The sequence below is a fragment of the Cellulophaga fucicola genome, from assembly GCF_900119145.1.
GTDB lineage: Bacteria > Bacteroidota > Bacteroidia > Flavobacteriales > Flavobacteriaceae > Cellulophaga > Cellulophaga fucicola.
Genome location: NZ_FPIY01000001.1, coordinates 1,204,983 through 1,228,964 on the forward strand (window position 1 = coordinate 1,204,983; position 23,982 = coordinate 1,228,964).

The following is a 23,982-nucleotide window of genomic DNA, read 5'->3' on the forward strand; positions in this document are numbered from 1 at the left end:
CTACATTTGCAAACCGAAAAGCTGTAGAAATACTATGGGTAGTAACAAAAATCAAGACATTGTAAAGAATGTCTTCACGACTTTTTTAGAAGAAAACGGACACAGAAAAACTCCCGAACGCTACGCTATACTCCAAGAAATTTACGAAAGTGAAGATCATTTTGATATAGAATCTCTCTATATTAAGATGAAAAACAAAAACTATAGAGTAAGTAGAGCAACCTTATACAACACTATTGAACTTTTATTAGGTTGCAAATTGGTACGTAAGCACCAATTTGGGAAAAACCAAGCTCAGTATGAAAAATCGTATTTTGATAGACAACATGATCATGTTATACTAACAGATACAGGTGAGGTAATGGAGTTTTGTGACCCTAGAATACAGTCTATCAAGAAAACAATAGAAGAAGTGTTTGACATTAAAATAACAAACCATTCACTATACTTCTACGGAACAAAAAATAAAAAAGAGAACAACTAACCAATTACAACTAATGGCAGTAGATTTACTACTAGGACTCCAATGGGGAGACGAAGGAAAAGGAAAAATTGTTGATGTATTAACTAAAGATTACGACATTATTGCACGTTTTCAAGGTGGTCCAAATGCTGGGCATACTTTAGAATTTGATGGCATTAAACACGTACTTAGAACAATTCCATCAGGAATTTTTCACAAAAAAGCAATGAACGTTATTGGTAACGGTGTTGTAATAGACCCTGTTGTCTTTGTAAAAGAATTAGAAGGTTTAGATCAGTTTAAAATAGACTACAAGGCTAAACTTATTATTTCTAGAAAAGCACATTTAATTTTACCAACACACCGTTTATTAGATGCAGCATCTGAAGCATCTAAAGGAAAAGCGAAAATTGGTTCTACTTTAAAAGGTATTGGTCCAACTTATATGGACAAAACTGGTAGAAACGGTATGCGTGTTGGCGATTTAGAATTAGATTCGTGGAAAGAGAAATACCGTCATCTTGCAGATAAGCATGAAACTATGATTGGTTTCCTAAGTGTTGATGTACAATATAATTTAGAAGAAATGGAAGTAGAATTCTTTGAAGCTGTAGAGCGCTTAAAAGAATTAACCTTTATAGATAGTGAAGAGTATTTAAACCAAGCTATTAAAGATGGTAAAACAATATTAGCAGAAGGTGCACAAGGATCTTTATTAGATATTGATTTTGGAACATACCCATTTGTTACATCATCTAACACTACAGCAGCTGGTGCTTGTACTGGCTTAGGTATTGCTCCTAACAAAGTAAAAGAAGTATATGGTATTTTTAAAGCATATACTACACGTGTAGGTTCTGGTCCTTTCCCAACAGAGTTGTTTGATGAAGTTGGTGCTAATATGGCTAAAGTTGGTCACGAATTTGGTGCAGTAACTGGTAGACCTCGCCGTTGTGGTTGGTTAGATCTAGTTGCATTAAAATATGCGTGTCAAGTAAATGGTGTTACACAATTAAATATGATGAAAGGTGATGTGCTTTCTGGTTTCGATAACCTACAAGTATGTACGTCTTACAAATATAAAGGTGAAACAATAACACATTTACCATACAATATAGAACCAGAAAATGTAACTCCTATATACACAGAGTTCCCTTGCTGGAAAGAAGATCTAACTCAAATGACAGATCCTTCTCAGTTTCCAAAAGAACTAAATGAGTATATAGATTTTTTAGAGAAAGAATTAGAAATTCCTATAAAAATTGTTTCTGTTGGTCCTGACAGAAAACAAACAATTAATAGATAATACAAAAAGCCACATTTTAAAATGTGGCTTTTTTTTTACTTCCTTATAAGCTTATACACGCATAATCTTAATTCTATGCCAATGTGTTATAAGAACAATCAAAAAAAACCTATTTTTGACCAAAATTTAAGACTTGCTAAAATTTAAAATAGTTATAGGTTTATTATTGTTTGTTTATGGAGTTAACGCGCAGGTTAAACCCGTAGAAAAAAAACAAATAAACATAGTACACGGAGCTAACTTTACAAAAGACGAAGTTAAACTACCAGGAGCTTCTATTTTTAGTAGAGATAGTGAAAGACAGGTAGAGTTTGAACACCAAGGAGCAACCTTGTGGTGCGACGTTGCTGTATTTTACCCTAAAGAAAACAAACTTATTGCTATAGATAACGTTCGTATGCAACAGGGAGACTCTATACAAATGGACAGTGGTAAACTAGAGTATTTTGGTGATATAAAACTAGCAAAAGCCTCTAAAAATGTAGTTTTGCAAAGTCCAGACGCTACACTTACCACAGATACTTTGTATTTTGATAGAGAAAAACAAGAATCTTACTACAGGCATTATGGTACTATTATAGATACCGCAAATACTATAAAAAGTAGAATTGGCCGTTTTTTTATGACTACTAACAAATACCAATTGTTAGATAGTGTTACAGTACAAAACCCAAAATACCATGTATTATCAGAACAATTAGATTACTATACAGAATCTGAGCATCTATATATGTACGGCCCTTCTACCGTTACTGGCAAAGACTATGTAATGTATTGCGAGCGTGGATATTACGATACAAAAGTAGAAACTGGTTATGGTATAAAAAACACGCGTATAGATTACAGCAATAAAATAATAGTGGGTGATAGTGTTTACTTTAATAAACGCAAACAATTTGCCTCTGCTACAAACAACATTGTTGTAACAGATACTGTAAACGATGGTGTAATAAGAGCACACTACGCTGAAGTTTACAAAGAAAAAGATTCCGTCTTTGCTACTAAAAGAGCCGTTGCTATTAATGTAATGGAAAAAGACTCTTTGTATATGCACGGAGATACTTTAATGATTACCGGAAAACCAGACAATAGAGTTATACGCGCCTTTAGAAATGCTAAATTTTTTAAGACTGATATAAGTGGTAAGTGCGATTCTATTCATTTTGATCAAAAAACTGGCGTAACACAACTTATTACAAATCCTATTATTTGGAACATAGACAACCAAATGACAGGAGATAGCATCCATTTAATTAGTGACTTAAAGACTGACAAATTAGACTCTCTTAAAGTGATAAATAATGCATTTATCATCTCATTAGACACTATTAGTAAAACAGGTTACAACCAAGCAAAAGGAAAAAATCTCTTTGGTAAGTTTGTAAACAACGAGTTAAACATGATAGATCTTGTACAGAATGTAGAAGTAATTTATTATTCTTATAATGATGAAAATGAATTTATAGGTATAGATGAATCTCTTTGTGGTAAGGTAAGTATGCTTATGCAAGAGAATGCCATAGACGTTATTACGTATTACATAAACCCATCTGGCACAACATTTCCAGAAGGTCAAGAACCAGAAAGAGGTGTAAAACTAAAGGGGTTTGTTTGGTATGGAGATCAACGTATTTACACCAAAGAAGATATTTTTGATGAGGATGATAACAATATTGTTCTTCCTATAATAAGAGGTATTAGCAATCCTATAGATATAGACGCAGAAGAACAAGAGCGTCATAAAAACCAAGGAGACCCTATAAATAACCCGCCCAATACCAAGGCAACTAGAAAAAAAAGTTTACCTAAACCTACTCTAGCAAAGCCAGCACCAAAAACAAAACTTAAGCAACAAAAATAGATTTCAGGTGAAAAAGGACTTTTTACACTACCAAGCACAAACTAGTCCGCATCCTTTAACTTTAGAAGTTTCACGAGCTAGCGGCAGTTATATTTACGATAAAAACAACAATGCACATTTAGATTTTGTGGCAGGTGTTTCTGCGTGTACACTAGGACATTGTCACCCAAAAGTAGTAGATGCAATAACCAAGCAAGCATCGGAATATATGCACGTTATGGTTTATGGAGAATATGTACAAAAACCAGCCGTAGCATATGCTAAATTATTAGCCTCTTTGCTTCCAGAAAAATTAGAAACCACATACTTGGTTAATTCCGGTACAGAAGCTATTGAGGGAGCCTTAAAGCTAGCTAAAAGAGCTACTGGAAGGCATCAAATTGTTGCTGCACACAATTCGTATCACGGAAATACAATGGGTAGTATGAGTGTTTCTGGTTCAGAATCGCAAAAAAGCGCATTTAGACCTCTGGTTCCCGGCACAACATTTATCAAATTTAATTCAGAAAAAGATATAGATAAAATTACAGAACATACTGCTGCTGTAATTTTAGAAACCATACAAGGAGGTGCAGGTTTTATTGTACCTAAAAATAACTATTTAGAAAAGGTAAGAGCTCGTTGCACAGCAGTTGGCGCACTTTTAATTTTAGACGAAATACAGCCTGGTTTTGGAAGAACCGGAAAACTGTTTGCTTTTGAAAATTACAACTGTATTCCTGATATTTTAGTCATTGGTAAAGGTATGGCTTCTGGTATGCCTGTAGGTGCTTTTGTTGCGTCTAACAACTTAATGAGAAACTTGCAAAACAACCCTAAACTAGGGCATATTACAACATTTGGAGGCAATCCTGTAGTTGCTGCTGCTAGTTTAGCTACACTACAAGAATTAACAAATACAAATCTAATTAAAGAGACTTTAGAAAAAGAAAAACTCTTTAAAAAACAACTAAAACACAAACACATTAAGGATATACGTGGTAAAGGTTTAATGCTCGCAATTATGCTAGAAAATGCCGATATTACAAACCACGTTGTTCTATATTGTGCAAAAAATAAACTGGTATTATTCTGGTTATTATTTGAACCTAGAGCTGTACGCATCTCTCCTCCTCTAACAATTTCTAATGAAGAAATTATTGCAGGATGCAAACTAATACTAGAGGCTTTAGACAACTACAAGAAATAGGTTGTTAACTATTTTGTTAATAATATACACACCAACCACCCCAAAAAAGAGACCTAAAGCGTTACTTTTATTTTAATCTTATTAAGTAAGAAAGAATTTATATGGCATTTGAAGCTGAAGAAAGACCAGACAGACCAATAGCAAAATTTGAGTCAATGCTAAAGACAGATGATGTCTATTTCTTTGACGCGGAAGATTTTGAAGACATTATTCACCATTATTTAAACAATGGAAAAATGTCATTGGCAAAAAAAGCCATTAAAATTGGTTTAACCCAACACCCAAGTACTATAGAGCTAAAGCTTTTAGAAGTAGAGGTACACGTTTTTGAAAACAACCTTGAGCTCGCAGAAAGTATGCTAGATAGTTTACAGACTATAGACAGTAATAACGAAGAAATATACATACAGAGAGCAAATATCTTCTCTAAAAAAGACGATCATAGTACAGCAATTAAACTACTAGAAAAAGCGTTATCTTTATCTGAAGACGCCATAGACATACACTCTTTATTAGGTATGGAGCATCTTTTTATGGATAATTTTGAAGAAGCTAAAAAGCATTTTATTCAATGTGTTTTGTTTGATGAGCAAGATTACGCATCACTTTACAACATTATTTACTGTTTCGATTTTCTAGAAGATTATGATGGTGCTATTGAATTTCTAAATGATTATTTAGAAAAAAACCCATATTGCGAAGTTGCTTGGCATCAATTAGGAAAACAATATTTTGCTAAAAAAATGTATAATGAAGCTATAAATGCATTTGATTTTGCAATTATTTCTGATGACACTTTTGTTGGTGCTTATTTTGAAAAAGGAAAAATTCTAGAACGCTTAAAACGTTACAATGAAGCTATAGAAAATTATGAATTTACTATAGAGATTGAAGATCCTTCTGCTTTTGCATATTTACGTATTGGTAAATGCCATGAAAAACTTGGCAATACAGAATTAGCTAAATTAAATTACTACAAAACAGTTCATGAAGATCCTTTACTAGATAAGGGCTGGTTAGCAATTACTAACTTTTACATGAAACAAAAAGACTATTTAAAAGCTAAAGAATACATTACAAAAGCTATTAATATAGAAGAGGAAAACTTATTCTACTGGGAGAAAAACGCCTATATTAACGAAGCTTTAGGCTTAATTGAAGAGGCTGAAATGGCCTACCAAAAAATGGTAGACTTAGGAGATTGCGAATTAAAAACGTGGTTGCTTTGGAGTAGTTTGGTATTAAAAAAAGGAGATCCACATTCTGCTATACAAATACTACAACAGGCTTTAGAGTTCTACCCTAGCAATTCAGATGTTTTGTATAAAATAGCTGGTGCACATATGGTGTTAGATCAAACTATAAAGGCAAAAGAATTTTTAGTTAAAGCCTTAAAAGCCAATACTAAAAAAGTTGCTATGTTTAAATTGGAATTTCCTCAGTTTAAAAATAATGTTTGGATAAACAACATTATTCTAGAATTTGGCAACTCTTCCAAATAAATCTATATTTTTACGTTTTTATTATAATTATGAAAGAACGTAGCATATTACAGTATTTTTTTATCACTCTTAAAGGTTTAGCAATGGGCGCAGCAGATGTTGTTCCTGGAGTATCTGGTGGTACAATTGCATTTATCTCTGGTATTTATGAAGAACTTATAGAGACCATTAACAATGTTAATTTTTCACTTTTTAAAACTTTAAAAGAAGAAGGTTTTAAAGTAATGTGGACTAAATTAAACGGTAACTTCCTAGTAGCCTTATTTTTAGGAATTGGTATTAGCGTACTTTCTCTAGCAAAAGGTATTAGCTGGCTTTTAGAGAATCATCCTGTTTTAGTTTGGTCTTTCTTTTTTGGTCTTGTAGTTGCTAGTATTATCATTATAGCTAAATCTATAGAAAAATGGAATGCTGCAGCTATTATAGGTCTTATTTTAGGTGCTGTAGTTGCATATTACATTACAACACTACCTGTTAGTGACAACTCTGCTAGTCTACCATTTTTATTTTTATCTGGTGCTTTAGCTATTTGCGCAATGATTTTACCTGGTATTTCTGGCGCATTTATACTTGTACTATTAGGTTCGTATAAAACAATATTAGACGCAGTTCACAGCTACGATATAAAAACTATAGCTATTGTAGGTGCTGGTGCCATTTTTGGATTATTAAGTTTTGCACGATTATTAAAGTGGATGTTTCATCACCAAAAAAACTTAACACTAGCTGTATTAACTGGTTTTATATTAGGTTCATTGGCTAAAATATGGCCTTGGAAAACAGTACTAAAAACTAAAGTTTTTGGTGACAAAATAATACCTGTAGTTGAGCAAAACGTTTCTCCTTTTTCTTTTAATGGCGACAACCAATTATTAGCTGCTGTATTACTAGCTGTCTTAGGATTTTCGCTTATTTTTATACTAGAAAAAGTAGCTTCAAAAAACAAGTAGATAACAATGGCACATACTAGAACATTTATAGACAAGCTTCTCCTTGTTGTAAAAGGACTATGTATGGGCGCCGCAAATAAAGTTCCTGGAGTTTCAGGAGGTATTGTAGCCTTTGTTGGTGGTTTTTATGAAGAGTTTATATACTCTTTACAGAAATTTAATTTTAAAGCTTTAAAGCTACTTTTAAACGGCAGATTAAAAAGTTTCTACACTTATATTAATGGTACATTTATTACGCTACTAATTTTTGGTATGCTTATAAGTTACTTTAGTGTTTCTAAAGTTTTAGACTATTTTTTAGAACATAATGAGCTTAATGTTTGGGCTTGTTTTTTTGGGATGATTATTGGATCTATTTACTACATAGCAAAGGACTTTGACCACTGGAATAAAAAAACCTTCTTTGCTGCAATTGTTGGTTTGGCAATAGGAATTTCAATAAGCTTTTTAAATCCTGCTACAGAAAATGATAACTTATTCTTTATATTCTTCTGCGGAATTATTAGTGTTTCTGGTATGACGCTACCAGGTTTATCTGGCTCTTTTATTTTAATTTTATTAGGTAACTATGTACTTCTCTTAGTAGACTCGGTTAATGCATTGTATGATACATTTGCAGAAATAATTAAAGGAGATTTTAGTTTTACTAAAAACTCAGAACGCTTAAACACCTTAACTATACTTGGTGTTTTTACAGCTGGCTCTGCTGTTGGCTTGGTTAGTTTATCTCACATTATAAGTTATGTTTTAAAACATTTTAAACATATAACAACTGCTGTTATTCTAGGCTTTATTACCGGCTCTTTAGGTGTTGTTTGGCCTTGGAAAAAAACAGTTTACAAACTAGATAACGTTGGGAATACTTTAATAGACTCTAACGGAAACGAAATTATCAAGAATTATTCGCGCTATTTTCCAGATTTTGTGATTTCTGAAACATGGTGGGCAGTTTTTTTTGTAGTTATAGGAATAAGTATTTTATTAGGTCTAGATTGGTATGGAAAACACAGAAAAGCAACAGCATAAATATGGGCTAATAGGAAAAGATATAGAGTATTCTTTTTCTAGAAATTACTTTACCCAAAAGTTTAAAAATCTTGGCCTTTCTAATTACGAATACGTAAATTTTGACTATCAAGAAATTGACGAATTTAAAACCACGTTAGCGAACAACCATAACATTATGGGTTGTAATGTTACCATACCATACAAAGAAAGTATTATTCCGTTTTTAAATGATTTAGATGTAAAAGCTAAAGCCATTGGTGCTGTAAATACAATAAAGTTTACAAAAAATGGACTAGTGGGTTACAATACAGATGCATACGGATTTAAAAAATCTATAGAACCTCATCTTAAAAAACACCATAACAAAGCTTTAATTTTAGGTACTGGAGGTGCTTCTAAGGCAGTAAAATATGTTTTAGAAGAACTAGGTATTGTATGTACATATGTCTCTAGAACAGCAAAAGAAAATCAATTTACATATACAGATTTAAATAAAAATAAAATTGAAGAACATACTGTTATTGTTAATTGTTCTCCATTGGGCACACACCCAAACATCACAGAAAAACCAGCTATTCCTTATCAATATCTAACAAAAGATCATTTACTTTTTGATCTTATTTACAATCCAGAAAAAACAGCTTTTTTAAGTGCGGGACAAGCACAAGGAGCTGCCATTAGTAACGGACAACATATGTTAGAACACCAAGCAGAAGAGTCTTGGAAAATATGGAATAGTTAAATAGAATATTAAATTTTAGAATAGCTTAAAAATGAATTATTACTCGTTAAACAAAAAAGCACCTAACACTACATTTAAAAATGCAGTTGTAAAAGGTTTGGCTCCAGATAAAGGTTTATACTTTCCAGAAAGCATTACTCCTTTGCCTGAAGATTTCTTTAAAAACATAGATCATTTATCTAATTCAGAAATTGCGTTTACTGCAATTAAACAATTTGTTTCTCCGGAAATTCCTGAAGCTATTCTAAAAACTATTGTAGAAGAGACATTATCTTTTGACTTCCCAGTTGTAACGTTAGATAAAAACGTATCTACTTTAGAGCTTTTTCACGGTCCCACAATGGCATTTAAAGATGTCGGCGCTCGTTTTATGGCTCGTTGTCTTGGCTATTTTAATAAAGATAATACTAATGAGGTTACTGTACTGGTAGCTACATCTGGAGATACTGGCGGCGCTGTTGCCAATGGCTTTTTAGGAGTAAAAGGTGTAAACGTAGTTATTTTATACCCAAGCGGAAAAGTAAGTGACATACAAGAAAAGCAATTAACTACTTTAGGACAAAATATTACAGCTTTAGAAGTAGACGGTGTTTTTGACGATTGCCAGGATATGGTAAAACGTGCATTTTTAGACGATGAATTAACTAGTAAAATGCAGTTAACATCTGCAAACTCTATTAACGTAGCACGTTGGTTACCACAGCTCTTTTATTTTATATTTGCCTATAAGCAACTACACAACACCCATAAAAATATTGTTTTTTCTGTACCTAGTGGTAATTTTGGAAATATATGTGCAGGTATGGTAGCACAGCAATTAGGTCTGCCAATTAAGCATTTTATAGCATCTAACAACGAGAACAATGTTGTAACTAACTATTTAAAAACAGAAGATTACAACCCTAAACCATCTGTGCAAACTATTAGTAATGCTATGGATGTAGGTAACCCAAGTAACTTTATACGTATACAGGAAATTTATAAAAATAATTTTTCTGCTTTAAAAGAAAACTTATCTTCTTTTAGTTTTTCTGATAAAGAAACTAAGGAAGCATTAGCTACTATTTACAAAGAATACAATTATGTAGCAGATCCGCACGGAGCTGTTGGTTACTTAGGCTGCAAAGCATATCTAAAAAATAATGAAGATGTACACTGTGTATTTTTAGAAACTGCACACCCAACTAAGTTTTTAGATGTGGTTGAAGAAGTAATTAAAGAAAAACAACCATTACCAGAACAGATACAGTCGGTAATACATAAAACAAAAGTAGCCACCAAAATTGGCAGCTACAATGAATTAAAATCTTTTTTATTAAAAAATTAATTAAGCATTTACAGTAGAAAATTTATCTAAAGCTTCACCTATTAAAGTATTTCCTTTAATAATTTCAAAAGTGGCTTTGTTTGCTACATCATCATTTAGAGTTCTAACTAATGTTTGTGCAACATCACTTCTACTAATTTCACCTCTTTTATTTAACTTTCCTTGGAGCTCTATTTCATTATGGGGCTCTTCGTTAGTTAAAGATCCCGGGCGTACTATACTATAATTTAACCCGCTGGTTTTTAAGTATTCATCTGCATTATGCTTTGCTTTTAAATACTCTTGTAATTGTTCTGCTTCTTCCGGCTTATCTGCCCCCATAGAACTTAACATTACAAACTTTTTAATATTGTTTTGTTTAGATGCATCAATTAGTCTCTTTGCTCCTTCTTGGTCTACTTCTATTACTTTTTTTCCCCCAGAACCAGCTGCAAATAAAACTTTATCTACACTTTCCATTTGGTTAAATACTTTGTTTATATCGCCCTCTAAATCACCAAGAACAGTATCTATATGTTTTGCTTTAAAATATTCTTTCTGCTCTTCTTTTCTAACCATTGCAATAGGGTTAAAATATTGAGATTCTTTTAAAAGGTTCACTATTTGTTTTCCTGTGGTACCGTTGGCACCGGCTACTAATATGTTTTCCATACTCTAGTATAACATTCAACAACGCCAATTCCTAATATATTAAGTGGTTTAACGTTAGTTTAATACAAATTAACAAAGCCTTTGCACTACTTTTCTTTACTAAAATTAGCAATCTTAAAAAAGGAATAGATCAACCTAGAAACAACAAATTTTTATACATACACAGGTTTATAAAAACGAACAATTTTCGATACCTTTGAAAAAAACTAACTATAGTCTAATTATATAAATTGTTTTAATGAAAAATACTGCATTATCATCTACTCACGAAGCTCTTGGCGCTAAAATGGTTCCTTTTGCTGGTTATAATATGCCTGTTTCTTACGCTGGTGTAAACATAGAACATGAAACTGTACGCAAAGGTGTTGGAGTTTTTGATGTATCGCATATGGGAGAGTTCTTAATTGAAGGTCCAAATGCTTTAGACTTAATACAGAAAGTTACATCTAACGATGCTTCTAAATTAGTTATTGGTAAAGCTCAGTATAGCTGTTTACCAAATGAAACTGGTGGTATTGTAGATGACCTTATTGTTTACAAACTTAAAGATGAACAATATTTATTAGTAGTTAATGCATCTAATATTGATAAGGATTGGAATCATATTTCTAAATACAACGAAACTATAAAAGCAGAAATGCGTAATATTTCTGAAGGATATTCTCTTTTAGCTATCCAAGGCCCTAAAGCTATTGAAGCTATGCAGTCTGTAACATCTGTAGATTTAGCTGCAATTAAATTTTACACTTTTGAAGTAGCAGATTTTGCTGGTGTAGAAAATGTAATTATTTCTGCAACTGGGTATACTGGTTCTGGAGGATTTGAAATTTATTGTAAAAATGAAGATGTAAAACAAATTTGGGATAATGTTTTTAAAGCTGGTGCTGAGTTTGATATTGCTCCTATTGGTTTAGCTGCTAGAGACACATTGCGTTTAGAAATGGGTTATTGTTTATATGGTAACGATATTAGTGACACTACGTCTCCGTTTGAAGCAGGTCTTGGGTGGATTACTAAGTTTACTAAGGACTTTGTAAATAGTGAGGCTTTAGCTAAGCAAAAAGCAAATGGCCCAGAACGTAAATTAATTGCTTTTGAACTTACAGAGAGAGGTATTCCTAGACACGATTATGATATTGTAGATGCTAATGGCGCTAAAATTGGTATTGTTACTTCTGGTACTATGTCTCCTTCTTTAAACAAAGGTATTGGCTTAGGTTATGTACCAACAGCAGTATCTAGTGCTGGTTCAGAAATATTTATACAAATTAGAAAAAAAGCAGTTGCTGCAACTGTTGTAAAATTACCTTTTTATAAGGCTTAATTTTTATATGACAGATTTTCAAAGTATTATCAACAACATCCATAACCAATTAATTAACGAAGAAGTTAAGGGTGTTGTTGCATCTTACATTCCGGAACTTTTTAAACAAGATATAAATAGTTTCGGTATTTTTTTACAACATATAGATGGTAGCACTTATTCTGCCGGACAAGCAGAAACTCCATTCTCTATACAAAGTATTTCTAAAGTACTTGCGCTATCTAAAGCTATTGCTTTTGAAGACAATCGCATTTGGCAACGTGTAGACGTAGAACCGTCTGGCAACCCATTTAATCATTTATCTTTATTAGAGTTAGAAAATGGTATTCCTAGAAATCCGTTAATAAACTCTGGCGCATTGGTTATTGCAGATATACTACTAACACATTTAAAAAATCCTAAAGAAGACTTTTTAAACTATGTTAGAACAATTGCAAATGACCAAACTATAAATTATAATACAAAAGTAGCAGCATCAGAAAAAAGAACTGGCTACACCAATTACGCAGCAGCAAATCTTTTAAAATCTTTTAAAAATCTAACTAATGATGTAGATGATGTTTTAGATTTTTATTTTCATCAGTGTTCTATAGATATGAGTTGCTCCCAACTAGCTAAAGCTTTCTATTTGTTTGCAAATAGTGGTAAATGCGTAAACAATATACAACACATACCAGTTAGCCAAGCTAAACGTATAAATGCTATTATGCTTACTTGTGGTTTTTATGACGAGGCAGGCGAGTTTGCTTTTAGAGTTGGTTTACCTGGCAAAAGTGGTGTTGGCGGCGGTATAGTTGCTTTGCTACCTAATAAATTTATTATCTCTACTTGGGCTCCTGGTCTTAATGCTAAAGGAAATTCTTTATTAGGAATGCAAGCATTAGAACTATTTACGACTCAGACTAAACTCTCTATTTTTTAAGTCGACAAACTGAGTAATGAAAGAGAAAAAATCTAAACATAGAATTTTAATTCTGGGTGCAAGTGGCTTTGTTGGTAACTCTATATACAAAGAGCTACACGCTTATTACGATACTTACGGAACGTATTGTTACAACGAGAAGGATTATAAAGATAATGGTCAGTTTTACCATTATAATGTAGAAGAGACAGACATTTACGAATTATTAGAAATTGTAAAACCAGATTATATTATATCTGCCATACGAGGTAATTTTGCTGCACAGGTATTGGCACATCAACATATAATAGAATACGTTACCACACATAATACCAAATTACTGTTTTTATCTTCTGCTAATGTTTTTGATGCGTATAGCAAATACCCATCGTATGAGTTAGATAAAACATTATCTCTTAGTATTTATGGTCGATTAAAAATTAAGATTGAAAATATGTTGTTAAGATTACCAAAGAGCAAAGCAATTATTATACGCTTGCCAATGGTTTTTGGTAACAACTCTCCCCGAATTAAAGAAATTAAAACGCTATTACACAACAAAGAAGCTATAGAGGTTTTTCCTAATTTAATTTTTAACGTTACGCACATAGATAAGGTTACGCAGCAAATACACTACATTATTAATCACGATAAAACAGGTGTTTTTCATTTAGGGAGTAGCGACTTGGTACATCATGAAGATTTTATAAAAGAAATAATTACCAAAATTGGTTTGTACAACCCTATATACAAAAGAGTGTTTGCTTCTAATGAAGATAGATATTTAGCAGTTTTACCAAAAAGCAACAAACTGCCTAAACATCTACGTACCACATACCAAGACACAATAGATCATCATCTTTTCTCTTAATACTTGTTTTAACGTTGTTACTTCTTGTAACTTTGCGGTACACTAAATTTTAGAAAGATGCAAAAATATACAACTGAAGAAATAACTAGTAAATTAAATAATTTAGACGGTTGGGATTATACTGATGGTGCTTTAGAAACTACATTTGAATTTAAAAACTTTAAAGAAACATTCTGTGTAATGACTCGTATTGCTTTTGAATGCGAAATACAAAATCATCATCCAGATTGGAGTAACTTGTACAACACATTAACCATACGTTTAAGCACACATGATGCAAATGGTGTTACAGAAAAAGACTTTGTATTAGCTAAAACTATTGAAGAAATAATAGACAGCGAGTAGCATTAAAAAATATAAAGCCTAGCCATTATGTGCTAGGTTTTTTTATGCTTCTCTTTTAGCAAGCTTAGTTGCTACAACACTTATTATTAATATTTGTATAGCGTGAAAAAGCATTATTGGCAATAACACAATACCTATAACGGCCATATTACCAAATATAATTTTAGAGAAAACTGTACCGTGAACCAAGGACTTTTTTGTGCCACAGAACTGAGCAGTAATTAAATCTTCTTTATTGAAATTTAATTTTGACGCTATAAAACCTGTACTAAAATATGCTATGGTAAATAAGATTAGTACGCCTAGTAATATTAGTACTAAATCTAACATAGATACAGTACTAAAAATTTTATCATTAAAGGACGATGCAAAACTTTTGTATATAATTAATAAAATAATAGACTTATCAAACAACGTAATTTTACTACTGTGTTTTTGTGCAAAGTCACCCAAATAACGTTGCAACAATACTCCTACCACAACTGGTAAAATAATTTGCACAATAAGCTTGGTATAAATATCTACAAAACTAAAGCCAGCTTGGTCACTAGTCACAAACAAGCCCATCCATAAAGGAGTTACCAAAATACCAATTATACCAGAGATACTAGCATTAAAAATAGCTGCAGGTATATTTCCTTTTGCTATAGAAACCATTACCACAGATGATGACACCGTAGATGGTAATGCTGCTAAAAAAAAGAAAGCCAACCATATTGTTTCTTGTTCTTGGCTTTGCAACAATGGCCTAACTAATAAAACTAGTAACGGAAATAAAATAAATGTAGATGCTTGTATTAATATATGAAGCTTCCAGTTTTTTAAGCCGGCTTTAAGTTTAGACGGACTTAGTTTTAATCCATAAAAAAAGAATATTAAAGATATACCAACACTGCTTATAGTGTTAATAGGGATTAAACTGTCTTTAGCTCCCCATTGCGGAAAAAAATAAGCCACAGTAATTACAGCTATAATAAATAAGACAAACTTATCAATCTTCATTTTTATTCTTTGTTTTTTACCCTACAATATTAAGTACTTGTAGTTAGATTGAGAAAGATAATTGCTTTAAAATATCCTCTTTTTTTAAGGTTAAACCAATTCTATTATTTAATTTCATCCTAGAATTACATAATTCTATTTTTAATTTAAAAAGTATAGAGAAATGCATATAGTATCTTGGAATGTAAATGGTGTACGTGCTGTTGTAAAAAAAGAATTTTTAGAATCTGTTGCTAGTATGCAACCAGATATTCTTTGTTTACAAGAAACTAAAGCACAAGATGATGAGGTTGCCAAGGCCCTTGATCCATTAAAAGATTTTAGTTTAGCATCTAACTCTGCAGATAAAAAAGGATATTCTGGAACTGCTACGTTAAGCAAAGTAAAAACTTTAAGTAGTAAGGCAGATATAGGTATAGAAGAGCACGATTTAGAAGGTAGAGTACTTTGTACAGAATACGAGCATTTTTATGTGGTAAACGTATATGTACCTAATTCCGGACAAAAACTAGACAGATTAGAGTACAGAAAGCAATGGGATAAAGATTTTTTAAATTATTTAAAAGAGCTAGAAAAGAAAAAGCCTGTAATTGCATGTGGCGATTTTAATGTAGCACATACTGCTATAGATTTAAAGAACGATAAAAGCAATTACAACAAAACTGCTGGCTACACACAGACAGAAATAGATGGAATGGATAATTTTATTGCTGCCGGCTTTATAGACTCTTACAGACTATTACACCCAAAAGAAGTAGCGTATACTTTTTGGAGCTACCGTTTTAAATCTAGAGAACGTAATACGGGTTGGCGTATAGATTATTTTTTAGTGAGTAAATCTATTGCAGACAAAGTTAAGGAGGTAACCATTTTCTCTGGCATTATGGGATCTGACCACTGCCCTATTGGTTTAAAAATTAATTTTTAAATAATATAAGTAAAGTAAAAACGCCTAAAGAGTTTAATTCTTTAGGCGTTTTTTATTGTAATTAATTAAGTCTAAATCCCCAGCTCATTAAACAAAGTAATTAAATCTTTGTTAGATGGTTTTGGTGCATTGCTTCTAACAATTTTTCCTTCTGGATCTAATAAAATAAACTTAGGAATACCTTTTATAACGTAATCTTTAGCAAAGTCCGAGTCAAAAGATTTATTAGCATACAACTGTACACCTCCCATACCTTTTTCCTCTACCATCTTTTTCCATTTGTCATGGTCTCTTTCTGCATCTACAGAAATGCTCACAAACTCTATGTTTTTATTATGGTATTTTTTTTCAATTTCTTGTAAAAAAGGAACCTCATATAAACAAGGTCCACACCAAGTTGCCCAAACATCTATAAAAACATATTTTCCTTTATAGTCGTCTAAAGAGCTAGTACCTCCTTTATAATTTTCATAACCTATAAACTTAGGTGAAGGTTGCCCTTCTGCTGTCAATTGCAGTTCGTTATATAGTTTTGTTATTTGCCCATTGTTTTCTTCATTAGTAGAATACTTTAAAAAATCGTTATAATACGTAGTCTTATCAAAAGTAAAAGTTAATGTAAACTCAGCTGCCTTAAACAAAAGTGTATTTCTAATGTAATCGTTGCTGTTTTCACCTACTGCATTTAAATACGATATATCATAATCTTTGCCTTGTTCATCTTGTATTTTTTTTGCTTCTTTTTGATAATGAGAAGCTACTAACCCTTGGTAAGTAGCAGAATAATTATAAACTTCCTCTTCTTCTAGAGATATATTTTCTACATCTTTTAAAAAATCTTTAGAAACTGTATAAGTAGAATCGTTAGCAAAATACCTATACATTTCTTGATGCTTTAAAAGCATATCTAACCTAAAATAATTTAGATCTTTTTTTTCTAAAGTTTTAAAAGTTGAGTCTATTCCTGAATCGGTATCTAAAACTTGCTCTAATTTAGTTTTAAATTTTTGCAACCTATTCTCATATTCCTTTTCTCCTGAAGCATAAAATTTTTGTCCTATTTCTCCGTAAAACTGTTCCTTTTCTTTAGATTTTAAGATTAAAAAATTAGTCTCGGGTGCACCAATACCAGTAATAGTTAAACTATTTTTAAAATCGCTTGCATTAAAATTGATATTAATATTACGACCTTCTTTTATGTAAACTGGTATAAAATTTTTACCAGCCTGAATGCTATAAGTATCCGTACCTAACCTAAGCGTATCTGTAAAAGTACCATCTGTGTTAAGAGTAATTTCTGCTACAGATTTGTAATTTTTATTTACTTTTAAAGAAGCCTCTGGCGAGTTTTCTATTTTACCAGAAACTAAAACGTAATCTATAGTTTCTTGCTTATTCTCTTTACAAGACGTTACTAAAACTAGAGTTAAAAGTGTATATATTATTTTTCTCATTCTAGGCTTTTAGATTAATTATTGAATCCATATTTAGCTAATTCTTCCCAAATTTTTTCTTCATGGAAATTTCCTCTAGATACAATAACACCTTCTGGGCTAATAATTACTAAATGAGGAATTGCTGTTATATTAAAGCTATTAGATACTTTTTTAGTGTCTAATAATTGTATCCACGGCATTTTTTCTTCTTCTACTGCTTTTTCCCATGCACCTCTATTAGCATCTGTAGATATACTTACAATTTCTAAGTTTTTAAATGCTTTATGTATCTCTTTTAAGTTAGGGATTCCTTTACGACAAGGACCGCACCAAGATGCCCAAAAATCTATTAAAACATACTTACCTTTGTAATCTGATATTTTAAAATCTCCTTCTTTTTCTGCATACGGAATTGTAAACAAAGGAGCTTTTTGACCAACTGCGGTAGTTAATTCTGATTTAAGTCTTTTATCTAAAGACATTAAATAATAAGAATCTTTAACGTCTGGAGAGAAACCATCAAGTATTTTTTGTAATGTATCTGCCTTTGCTCCCCAAAACTCCTGATTAATTATTGCTGGCAAAACATAACTATTAGGGTACTTATCTATTGCTTTTAATAAAGATGGGGCATAGCCTGCCTTAAAAATAGAATCGTTAGCGACTAAATTTCTTTTATACTTTAATTTAGACATTCTTTGGTATCCTAATTCTTTACCAATACTTAAAAACTCTTTTTGGTAATCGTTTTCTTCAATTACAAATTCGCCGTTTTCTAATCTAATATTAATAGCTAAAGGACCTGTAAAAACTTCTAATTTATAATACTTTTCTGCTAATTGTATATTTACAGTACGTAATACTTTAGTTGTATCTAAGTTTAGTCTAGTTTCAGAAGAATTTATCTCTTTAGTTATTGTTAATTTCTCTGCTTCTTCTCTAGATGAAAGAATTTGATACGGATAAACTACCACTTTACCTTCTTTTACATTTCCAGTATGTATTGTAATAATACATTCTTGTGCTTTGCTTACTTTCTCTTTTGGCTGACAGCTAACTACACTGCATAGAAATACAGATAGCATAAGCGCTATAAATTTTATTTTCATCTTAAATAATGTGTGTTTTTATAAAAAAACATAAGAGATTAAATTAATCTCTTATGTTGTCACCTATTGCTGGTGTAGCGTTAATATATTTTTTAGCTATTGGTAAAGCCCAATTTTTTCCGTTTGCTTGTAAGTTATATGTTTCACCGTTTAAGCTTCTAGACAATGTAATGTTTGCATTATCAAACTCATTATAACGTTTTAGATCAAAAAAGCGTAAACCACTACCTACTAGTTCCATTCTTCTCTCATTCTTAACTATATCTAAAACTTCTGCTTTATCTGTACTTACCAAAGGTGTATATGTACCAGTTTTAAACCTGTTTTCCCTAATTAAGTTTACATCTGCTAAAGCCAAGTTTAAATTATTTAGACGAGCATTACACTCTGCCCTAATTAACAATACTTCTGGTACTGTAAAACCAGAACCTCTATAGTTTGTAAAAAATGGCGCCCCAAACGCATTACCTTCTTCTTGTATTCCGAATAAGAAAGAAATTGGTGAAAACATTGTCTTACGTAAATCGTCTTCTGTATACATAGAAAATAATTCATCGCTTGCTACTAATAAACTATATGTATTAGGAGACCCTTTTGACCATAATAATTGTTTGTCATTTTGTGGTTGATCTAGATATAGAACATCTAAATAAAAACCATAATCATTATAATTATTTATGGTATTATATATTGCGTAAGAACTATTTGCTGCATCTAATGCTTTTTCATAATCTGCCATATATAAATATATTCTTGCTAAAAAAGCATACGCATTTACTTTAGATGGCCTGTGTTTATGATTATTACTTTCTGGTACATCTGGTAAATTAGCAATAGAGCTCTCTACGTCTTCTATTATTAAGTTATAAACTTCTTGTACAGATTTTCTAGATAAATCTGCTCCTTCTAAATTAGAATCTAAACGCATTGGCACTCCTGGATTAGAAGCTGCATCTGTATTGTAATGTAAACCATACAAGTTTACCAAAGCAAAATAACTAAATGCTCTTTGTATTTTTGCTTCTGCTAGAATTTCTAACTTTTCTGACTCGGACCCATTAGTTGCAGACATTATCTCTTCTACAATAATATTTGTTGGATATATTTGACCATATAATGTTGCCCAATCGCTATCTTCTTCGTTTGCTAAATACAAATCGTTATCCCAAGTATATGCTCTTATAACCTGCGCTCCAAATCGATTAGACGTATTATCATTAATTGTAAAATCGTCTGACATATAATCTGTGTTAGCATACGTATCTCCAAAGCCTGGAGATACTCCTTGATAGGCCCTCCCTACTTGATCTAACAATAAACGATAATCTTTTACCGTTGTTGGTATTACTTCTCCTTTTGGCTGAATTTCTAGCCACTCTTCTTTATTACAAGATGAAATTAATACTAATACAAGTATTAATACTGAATATTTTAGTTTCATATATACTGTATTTTAAAAATTAAGTGTAAAGTTTAAGGTAAACGTAGGAGTTGTTGGTAGATAAAAGCTTTCTGGATCTTCATTCCATTTATTAAAGTTTATTAAGCCAATATTTCTTGCTTGTAAACTAATTCTAAAGGCATCTAATCCTGTATTTTCTAAAACTTTAGAATCAAAATTATATCCAAAAATTATTTCTTTAAATCTAATGTGCGATGCAGAGTCTATAAACTGATCTCCATATGCATAATAGTAGTACCCCGAACTTCCAACATCATTTGGTCCTGTTGGAACTCTGGGAATACTTGTTGTGTTTTCATCTCCCGGGTTTTGCCATCTATTTTCAAAATCTGAATGAATATAAGCTGTCGTTTGTCTTCCATAATCAAGTACATTATCATTTCTAAATACGTGTCCTAATTTATAGGTTACTAATGTTCTTACATAAAAATTCTTATAACTAATATTATTTACCCATGATCCATAGTACTTAGGTGTAGTTGTACCGCTATAAACCAATGCATCTGTATTTTGTATAGGTGCCTCTTCTAAAGTACCATCTACATCTATTCTACCATTTACATCTACTAATTGTCCATTTTCGTTTAATGTTAACGGATCTCCGTTTGCATCTAAACCAGCAGACTCAAAACTATAAATATATCTTAAAGGTTTACCTTCTAATGGTTGCCCTAATAAATATGTGTCTACTGTTTCTTCTGGCACATCTACTTTTGTAACTGTGTTTTTATTATGACTAAAACGTAATGTAGTACTATATTTAAGGTCTGTTTTTTGAGCAACACTAACATTTAAGTTAACATCTACACCTTCATTTTCCATTTCACCAACATTAATTGTGGCATTATTAAACCCGTATACAGACGGAAAAGAAACTGGAGATAATAAATCTGTACTCTTTTTATAGTAATAATCTACATTACCACTTACAACATTGTTAAACAAACCAAAATCTAAACCTAAATTAGTTACATAAACTTTTTCTAAACGTAACTCTGGGTTTTTAACATTTCTTATATAAGCAAATTCTACATCTGTAGCATAGTGTCTTGAGTTTTCTGCAATTAAATGAGGCCCAGTAGTACGGTCTACATTGCCATTTACACCATAAGTACCTCTTAAAGAAAGGCTATTAAATATATTTCCTTTAAAGAAATCTTCATTGTGTATATCCCATTTACCACCAACTGAATATAAAGGTATATTTCTATAATCTTTACTTGCTCCAAACAAATTGGTATCGTCTAACCTAATACTACCTGTTACTGTATATTTATTAAGATATGTATACGCACCGTTTGCGTAATAAGACACAAACCTATTTTCTAAATAAGTAACAGATGCTGGGTTTATTACACTTCTAGTACCACCACCACTAGCAGTAACTGGCACTCTTTCTCCAAATGCCATAGAAGCAGAAGTTAATGCTTGTGGATCAAAACCATACAATGTATTACTATTAAAGGTGTTTTTAACCTGTCTAAGTTCATACCCTGCCAATGCCGTTACCCTATGCTTAGCATCATCAAAAGACTTATTAAAGTTTAATTGTATTCTTCCTTGTCTTGTTTTGTTGGTTCCGTTACTGTAACTATAAATACTACCTTTATTTATATGGCTTATTAAATCACCATCCTCTTCTCGTGTAAATGTATTTACAAGGTTTCTAACGTAATATGTGTTTTCATTATAAAGAGAACTCCCTTCATAATTACTCCACTCATATTGGTAAGATCCCTGAATAGATAAGTAGTCTAATAATTTATAATCTATAGCAGTTTGTATACGCATAGAGGTACCTTCTACAGTATTGTCTTTATTATTAAACTCTTGCATTAAATTATAGTCCCAATTATAAGGGTAACCTTCTGCTACTTTTTCCTCTTTAAACTCTTGGGCTAAACCAAAAGGTTGCACTATTTGATTTCCATTAACATCTAATATTTTTTGATATTGATAATGGTTTCCGTAGTCCCCAGAAGACATACCATTATTTTTTTGCTTGCTAGAGGTAAAGTTAAAATCGTTAGAGATTGTTAACTTAGGAGTTACATTAAAAACACCTCTTAAATTTGCTATTAATTGGTCCGAGTCGTTATTTTTAAAAAAGCCGTTGCTCTCATTTTTATTGTATGACACAGAACTTCTGTACATACTATTTTCGCCACCACCGCTGATTGCAAAATTGTATTGAGACCAGTAAGAGTCGTTCATAAACAAATCTTGGAACTCATTACGACTATCTACCCCTCTTAAACCGTTAATAATACCATCTGCATCTGCTTGCGAAATTAACCCTTCATTTAATTTTAAGTATGTTTCTAAACCAGCTCTTAATGGTGGCTGATTACGGCCTTCTGGCAATAATGCCCATCCATTATCCGCCTTATGTTTTTCATACTCTAAAAAACTACTAGTAGATGCGTAGTTTAAGTCTTCTAAGTTGTTTTTAGGTGTTACAGAATAGTTTGTAGAAAACTCTATAAGAGGTTTTCTATTTTTATTTCCTTTTTTAGTTGTAATAACAATAACACCATTTGCTGCTCTAATACCCCAGATAGATGCAGCAGCGGCATCTTTTAAAACTGTAATATCTTTTACATCGTTAGGGTTAATAGATTCTAATCCTTGAGATATAGGAAAACCATCTACCACTACTAATGGCGTAGCACTTACTTGTAAAGAACCAATACCTCTAATTACCGGACCATCTGCATCATCAAATAAAAGACCAGATAATTCCCCTTCAATTTTAGATAAAATATCCTGAGAAATTTTAGTCTCTAAAACTTTGGAGTCTACCTTATCAAAAGAACCTGTAGCTCTTTCTTTAGATATTTTTTGGTATCCTGTACTTAAAACTACTTCATCTAATTGTGTTGCATTTCTTAACAATACTGCATCTATAACAGTAGCATCTGTTACTTCTTGTTCTATAGCCTCAAAACCAACATAAGAAAAACTTATTACATCTCCTTTAGCTGCGTTTATACTATATAAACCATCAAAATCTGTGTATGTTCCTTTTTTAGTTCCTTTTACTAAAACCGTAACACCCAATAATGGCACACCGTTTACATCTGTAATTTTACCTGTAATTTTTTGCTGTATTGTAAAACTAGATCTTTTGGGACTTATAATTATTGTATTGTTCTTTGTTAAAGAAAAATCATATCCTTCCACATTAAAACAATTATTTAATAACTCATTGGTTTTTATACTCCCTCTTTTTACTGTTAAGAAAGGAAAACCCTTAAATAAGTCTTCGTGGTACAGAAAAGTATAATCTGTCTGAGTTCTTATAATATTAAAAACCTCATCAACAGAAATTACTTTATCGGCATCTATATAGACTTTTGCTGTCTGAGAAAAAACCTCATTGGACGAAAAACTAAATACGGTTGTACAAAATAGAAACAGAAATATTCTCATAATAAACTTCAAGACACCTGCTCTCTTGCGAAAGTAAATGGAGTTAATAACTTTTATTTTCATAAATTTGAGTTGTTAGTTGGTTAAACATTTAGTTGATTAATTAATTGATAATTTTTTTAAAGAGGCAGGGTCTTAACTTTCCACGGCATAGACTCTGCTCTTTTCTTTTT

Annotated in this window: 20 protein-coding genes; 14 read left to right on the forward strand and 6 right to left on the reverse strand. The window is 31.7% G+C overall.

The window, feature by feature from the left end:
* Positions 1-34: 34 nt before the first annotated feature.
* The 9 genes from BT107_RS05270 (at position 35) to thrC (ending at position 10,348) form a co-directional block, all read left to right on the forward strand.
* The gene (locus tag BT107_RS05270; RefSeq protein WP_072302694.1) at positions 35-484 is read left to right on the forward strand and encodes a Fur family transcriptional regulator; all 450 of its coding nucleotides are present in this window, start codon (positions 35-37) and stop codon (positions 482-484) included.
* Positions 485-497: 13 nt separating this feature from the next.
* Positions 498-1,769, forward strand: coding sequence for an adenylosuccinate synthase (locus tag BT107_RS05275; protein ID WP_072302695.1), 1,272 nt, complete (start codon positions 498-500; stop codon positions 1,767-1,769).
* 133 nt (positions 1,770-1,902) lie between these two features.
* Positions 1,903-3,630, forward strand: coding sequence for an OstA-like protein (locus BT107_RS05280; protein ID WP_072302696.1), 1,728 nt, complete (start codon positions 1,903-1,905; stop codon positions 3,628-3,630).
* A 7-nt stretch (positions 3,631-3,637) separates the two neighbouring features.
* Positions 3,638-4,819, forward strand: coding sequence for an aspartate aminotransferase family protein (locus BT107_RS05285; RefSeq protein WP_072302697.1), 1,182 nt, complete (start codon positions 3,638-3,640; stop codon positions 4,817-4,819).
* Positions 4,820-4,920: 101 nt separating this feature from the next.
* Positions 4,921-6,321 (forward strand): tetratricopeptide repeat protein, encoded by a 1,401-nt coding sequence (locus BT107_RS05290; protein ID WP_072302698.1) that lies wholly within the window; start codon positions 4,921-4,923, stop codon positions 6,319-6,321.
* Positions 6,322-6,350: 29 nt separating this feature from the next.
* Positions 6,351-7,271 carry a polyprenyl-phosphate transporter gene (locus BT107_RS05295; RefSeq protein WP_072302699.1) on the forward strand — a complete coding sequence of 307 codons (921 nt, stop codon included), beginning with the start codon at positions 6,351-6,353 and terminating at the stop codon, positions 7,269-7,271.
* A 6-nt stretch (positions 7,272-7,277) separates the two neighbouring features.
* Positions 7,278-8,297 carry a DUF368 domain-containing protein gene (locus BT107_RS05300; RefSeq protein ID WP_072302700.1) on the forward strand — a complete coding sequence of 340 codons (1,020 nt, stop codon included), beginning with the start codon at positions 7,278-7,280 and terminating at the stop codon, positions 8,295-8,297.
* Positions 8,269-9,021, forward strand: coding sequence for a shikimate dehydrogenase family protein (locus tag BT107_RS05305; RefSeq protein ID WP_072302701.1), 753 nt, complete (start codon positions 8,269-8,271; stop codon positions 9,019-9,021). Before BT107_RS05300 ends, BT107_RS05305 begins: the two co-directional genes overlap by 29 nt.
* A 31-nt stretch (positions 9,022-9,052) precedes the next feature.
* On the forward strand, positions 9,053-10,348 hold the full coding sequence (gene thrC, locus BT107_RS05310; RefSeq protein WP_072302702.1) for a threonine synthase: 1,296 nt from the start codon (positions 9,053-9,055) through the stop codon (positions 10,346-10,348).
* Here the strand turns inward: thrC and BT107_RS05315 are convergent, their stop codons facing one another.
* Positions 10,349-10,999 carry an SDR family oxidoreductase gene (locus BT107_RS05315; protein WP_072302703.1) on the reverse strand — a complete coding sequence of 217 codons (651 nt, stop codon included), beginning with the start codon at positions 10,997-10,999 and terminating at the stop codon, positions 10,349-10,351.
* 238 nt (positions 11,000-11,237) lie between these two features.
* Between BT107_RS05315 and gcvT the strand changes: the two genes are divergently transcribed.
* The 4 genes from gcvT to BT107_RS05335 are packed head-to-tail and all read left to right on the forward strand — an operon-like array spanning position 11,238 to position 14,440.
* Positions 11,238-12,323: a glycine cleavage system aminomethyltransferase GcvT gene (gene gcvT, locus BT107_RS05320; protein ID WP_072302704.1), complete on the forward strand. Its 1,086-nt coding sequence runs from the start codon at positions 11,238-11,240 to the stop codon at positions 12,321-12,323.
* A 7-nt stretch (positions 12,324-12,330) separates the two neighbouring features.
* Positions 12,331-13,245 (forward strand): glutaminase, encoded by a 915-nt coding sequence (locus tag BT107_RS05325; protein ID WP_072302705.1) that lies wholly within the window; start codon positions 12,331-12,333, stop codon positions 13,243-13,245.
* 16 nt (positions 13,246-13,261) lie between these two features.
* Positions 13,262-14,095, forward strand: a complete 834-nt coding sequence (locus tag BT107_RS05330; RefSeq protein WP_072302706.1) for a sugar nucleotide-binding protein — start codon at positions 13,262-13,264, stop codon at positions 14,093-14,095.
* 57 nt (positions 14,096-14,152) lie between these two features.
* Complete coding sequence (locus BT107_RS05335) at positions 14,153-14,440, forward strand: 4a-hydroxytetrahydrobiopterin dehydratase (protein ID WP_072302707.1); 288 nt, start codon at positions 14,153-14,155, stop codon at positions 14,438-14,440.
* A 42-nt stretch (positions 14,441-14,482) separates the two neighbouring features.
* Here the strand turns inward: BT107_RS05335 and BT107_RS05340 are convergent, their stop codons facing one another.
* Positions 14,483-15,442, reverse strand: a complete 960-nt coding sequence (locus BT107_RS05340; protein ID WP_072302708.1) for a bile acid:sodium symporter family protein — start codon at positions 15,440-15,442, stop codon at positions 14,483-14,485.
* A gap of 163 nt (positions 15,443-15,605) precedes the next feature.
* Between BT107_RS05340 and BT107_RS05345 the strand changes: the two genes are divergently transcribed.
* Complete coding sequence (locus BT107_RS05345; RefSeq protein ID WP_072302709.1) at positions 15,606-16,370, forward strand: exodeoxyribonuclease III; 765 nt, start codon at positions 15,606-15,608, stop codon at positions 16,368-16,370.
* 71 nt (positions 16,371-16,441) lie between these two features.
* On the opposite strand, the gene BT107_RS05350 is transcribed toward BT107_RS05345, so the two are convergent.
* Genes BT107_RS05350 through BT107_RS05365 form a run of 4 tightly spaced genes read right to left on the reverse strand, consistent with a single transcriptional unit; the run spans position 16,442 to position 23,872 of the window.
* Positions 16,442-17,824: a TlpA family protein disulfide reductase gene (locus BT107_RS05350; protein ID WP_072302710.1), complete on the reverse strand. Its 1,383-nt coding sequence runs from the start codon at positions 17,822-17,824 to the stop codon at positions 16,442-16,444.
* Positions 17,825-17,838: 14 nt separating this feature from the next.
* A complete protein-coding gene (locus tag BT107_RS05355) occupies positions 17,839-18,915 on the reverse strand; it encodes a TlpA family protein disulfide reductase (RefSeq protein ID WP_072302711.1) in 1,077 nt (358 codons plus the stop codon).
* Positions 18,916-18,958: 43 nt separating this feature from the next.
* Positions 18,959-20,356 (reverse strand): RagB/SusD family nutrient uptake outer membrane protein, encoded by a 1,398-nt coding sequence (locus BT107_RS05360; RefSeq protein WP_072302712.1) that lies wholly within the window; start codon positions 20,354-20,356, stop codon positions 18,959-18,961.
* A gap of 12 nt (positions 20,357-20,368) precedes the next feature.
* Positions 20,369-23,872, reverse strand: a complete 3,504-nt coding sequence (locus BT107_RS05365) for a SusC/RagA family TonB-linked outer membrane protein (RefSeq protein ID WP_084639124.1) — start codon at positions 23,870-23,872, stop codon at positions 20,369-20,371.
* Between the last annotated feature and the right edge of the window lie 110 nt (positions 23,873-23,982).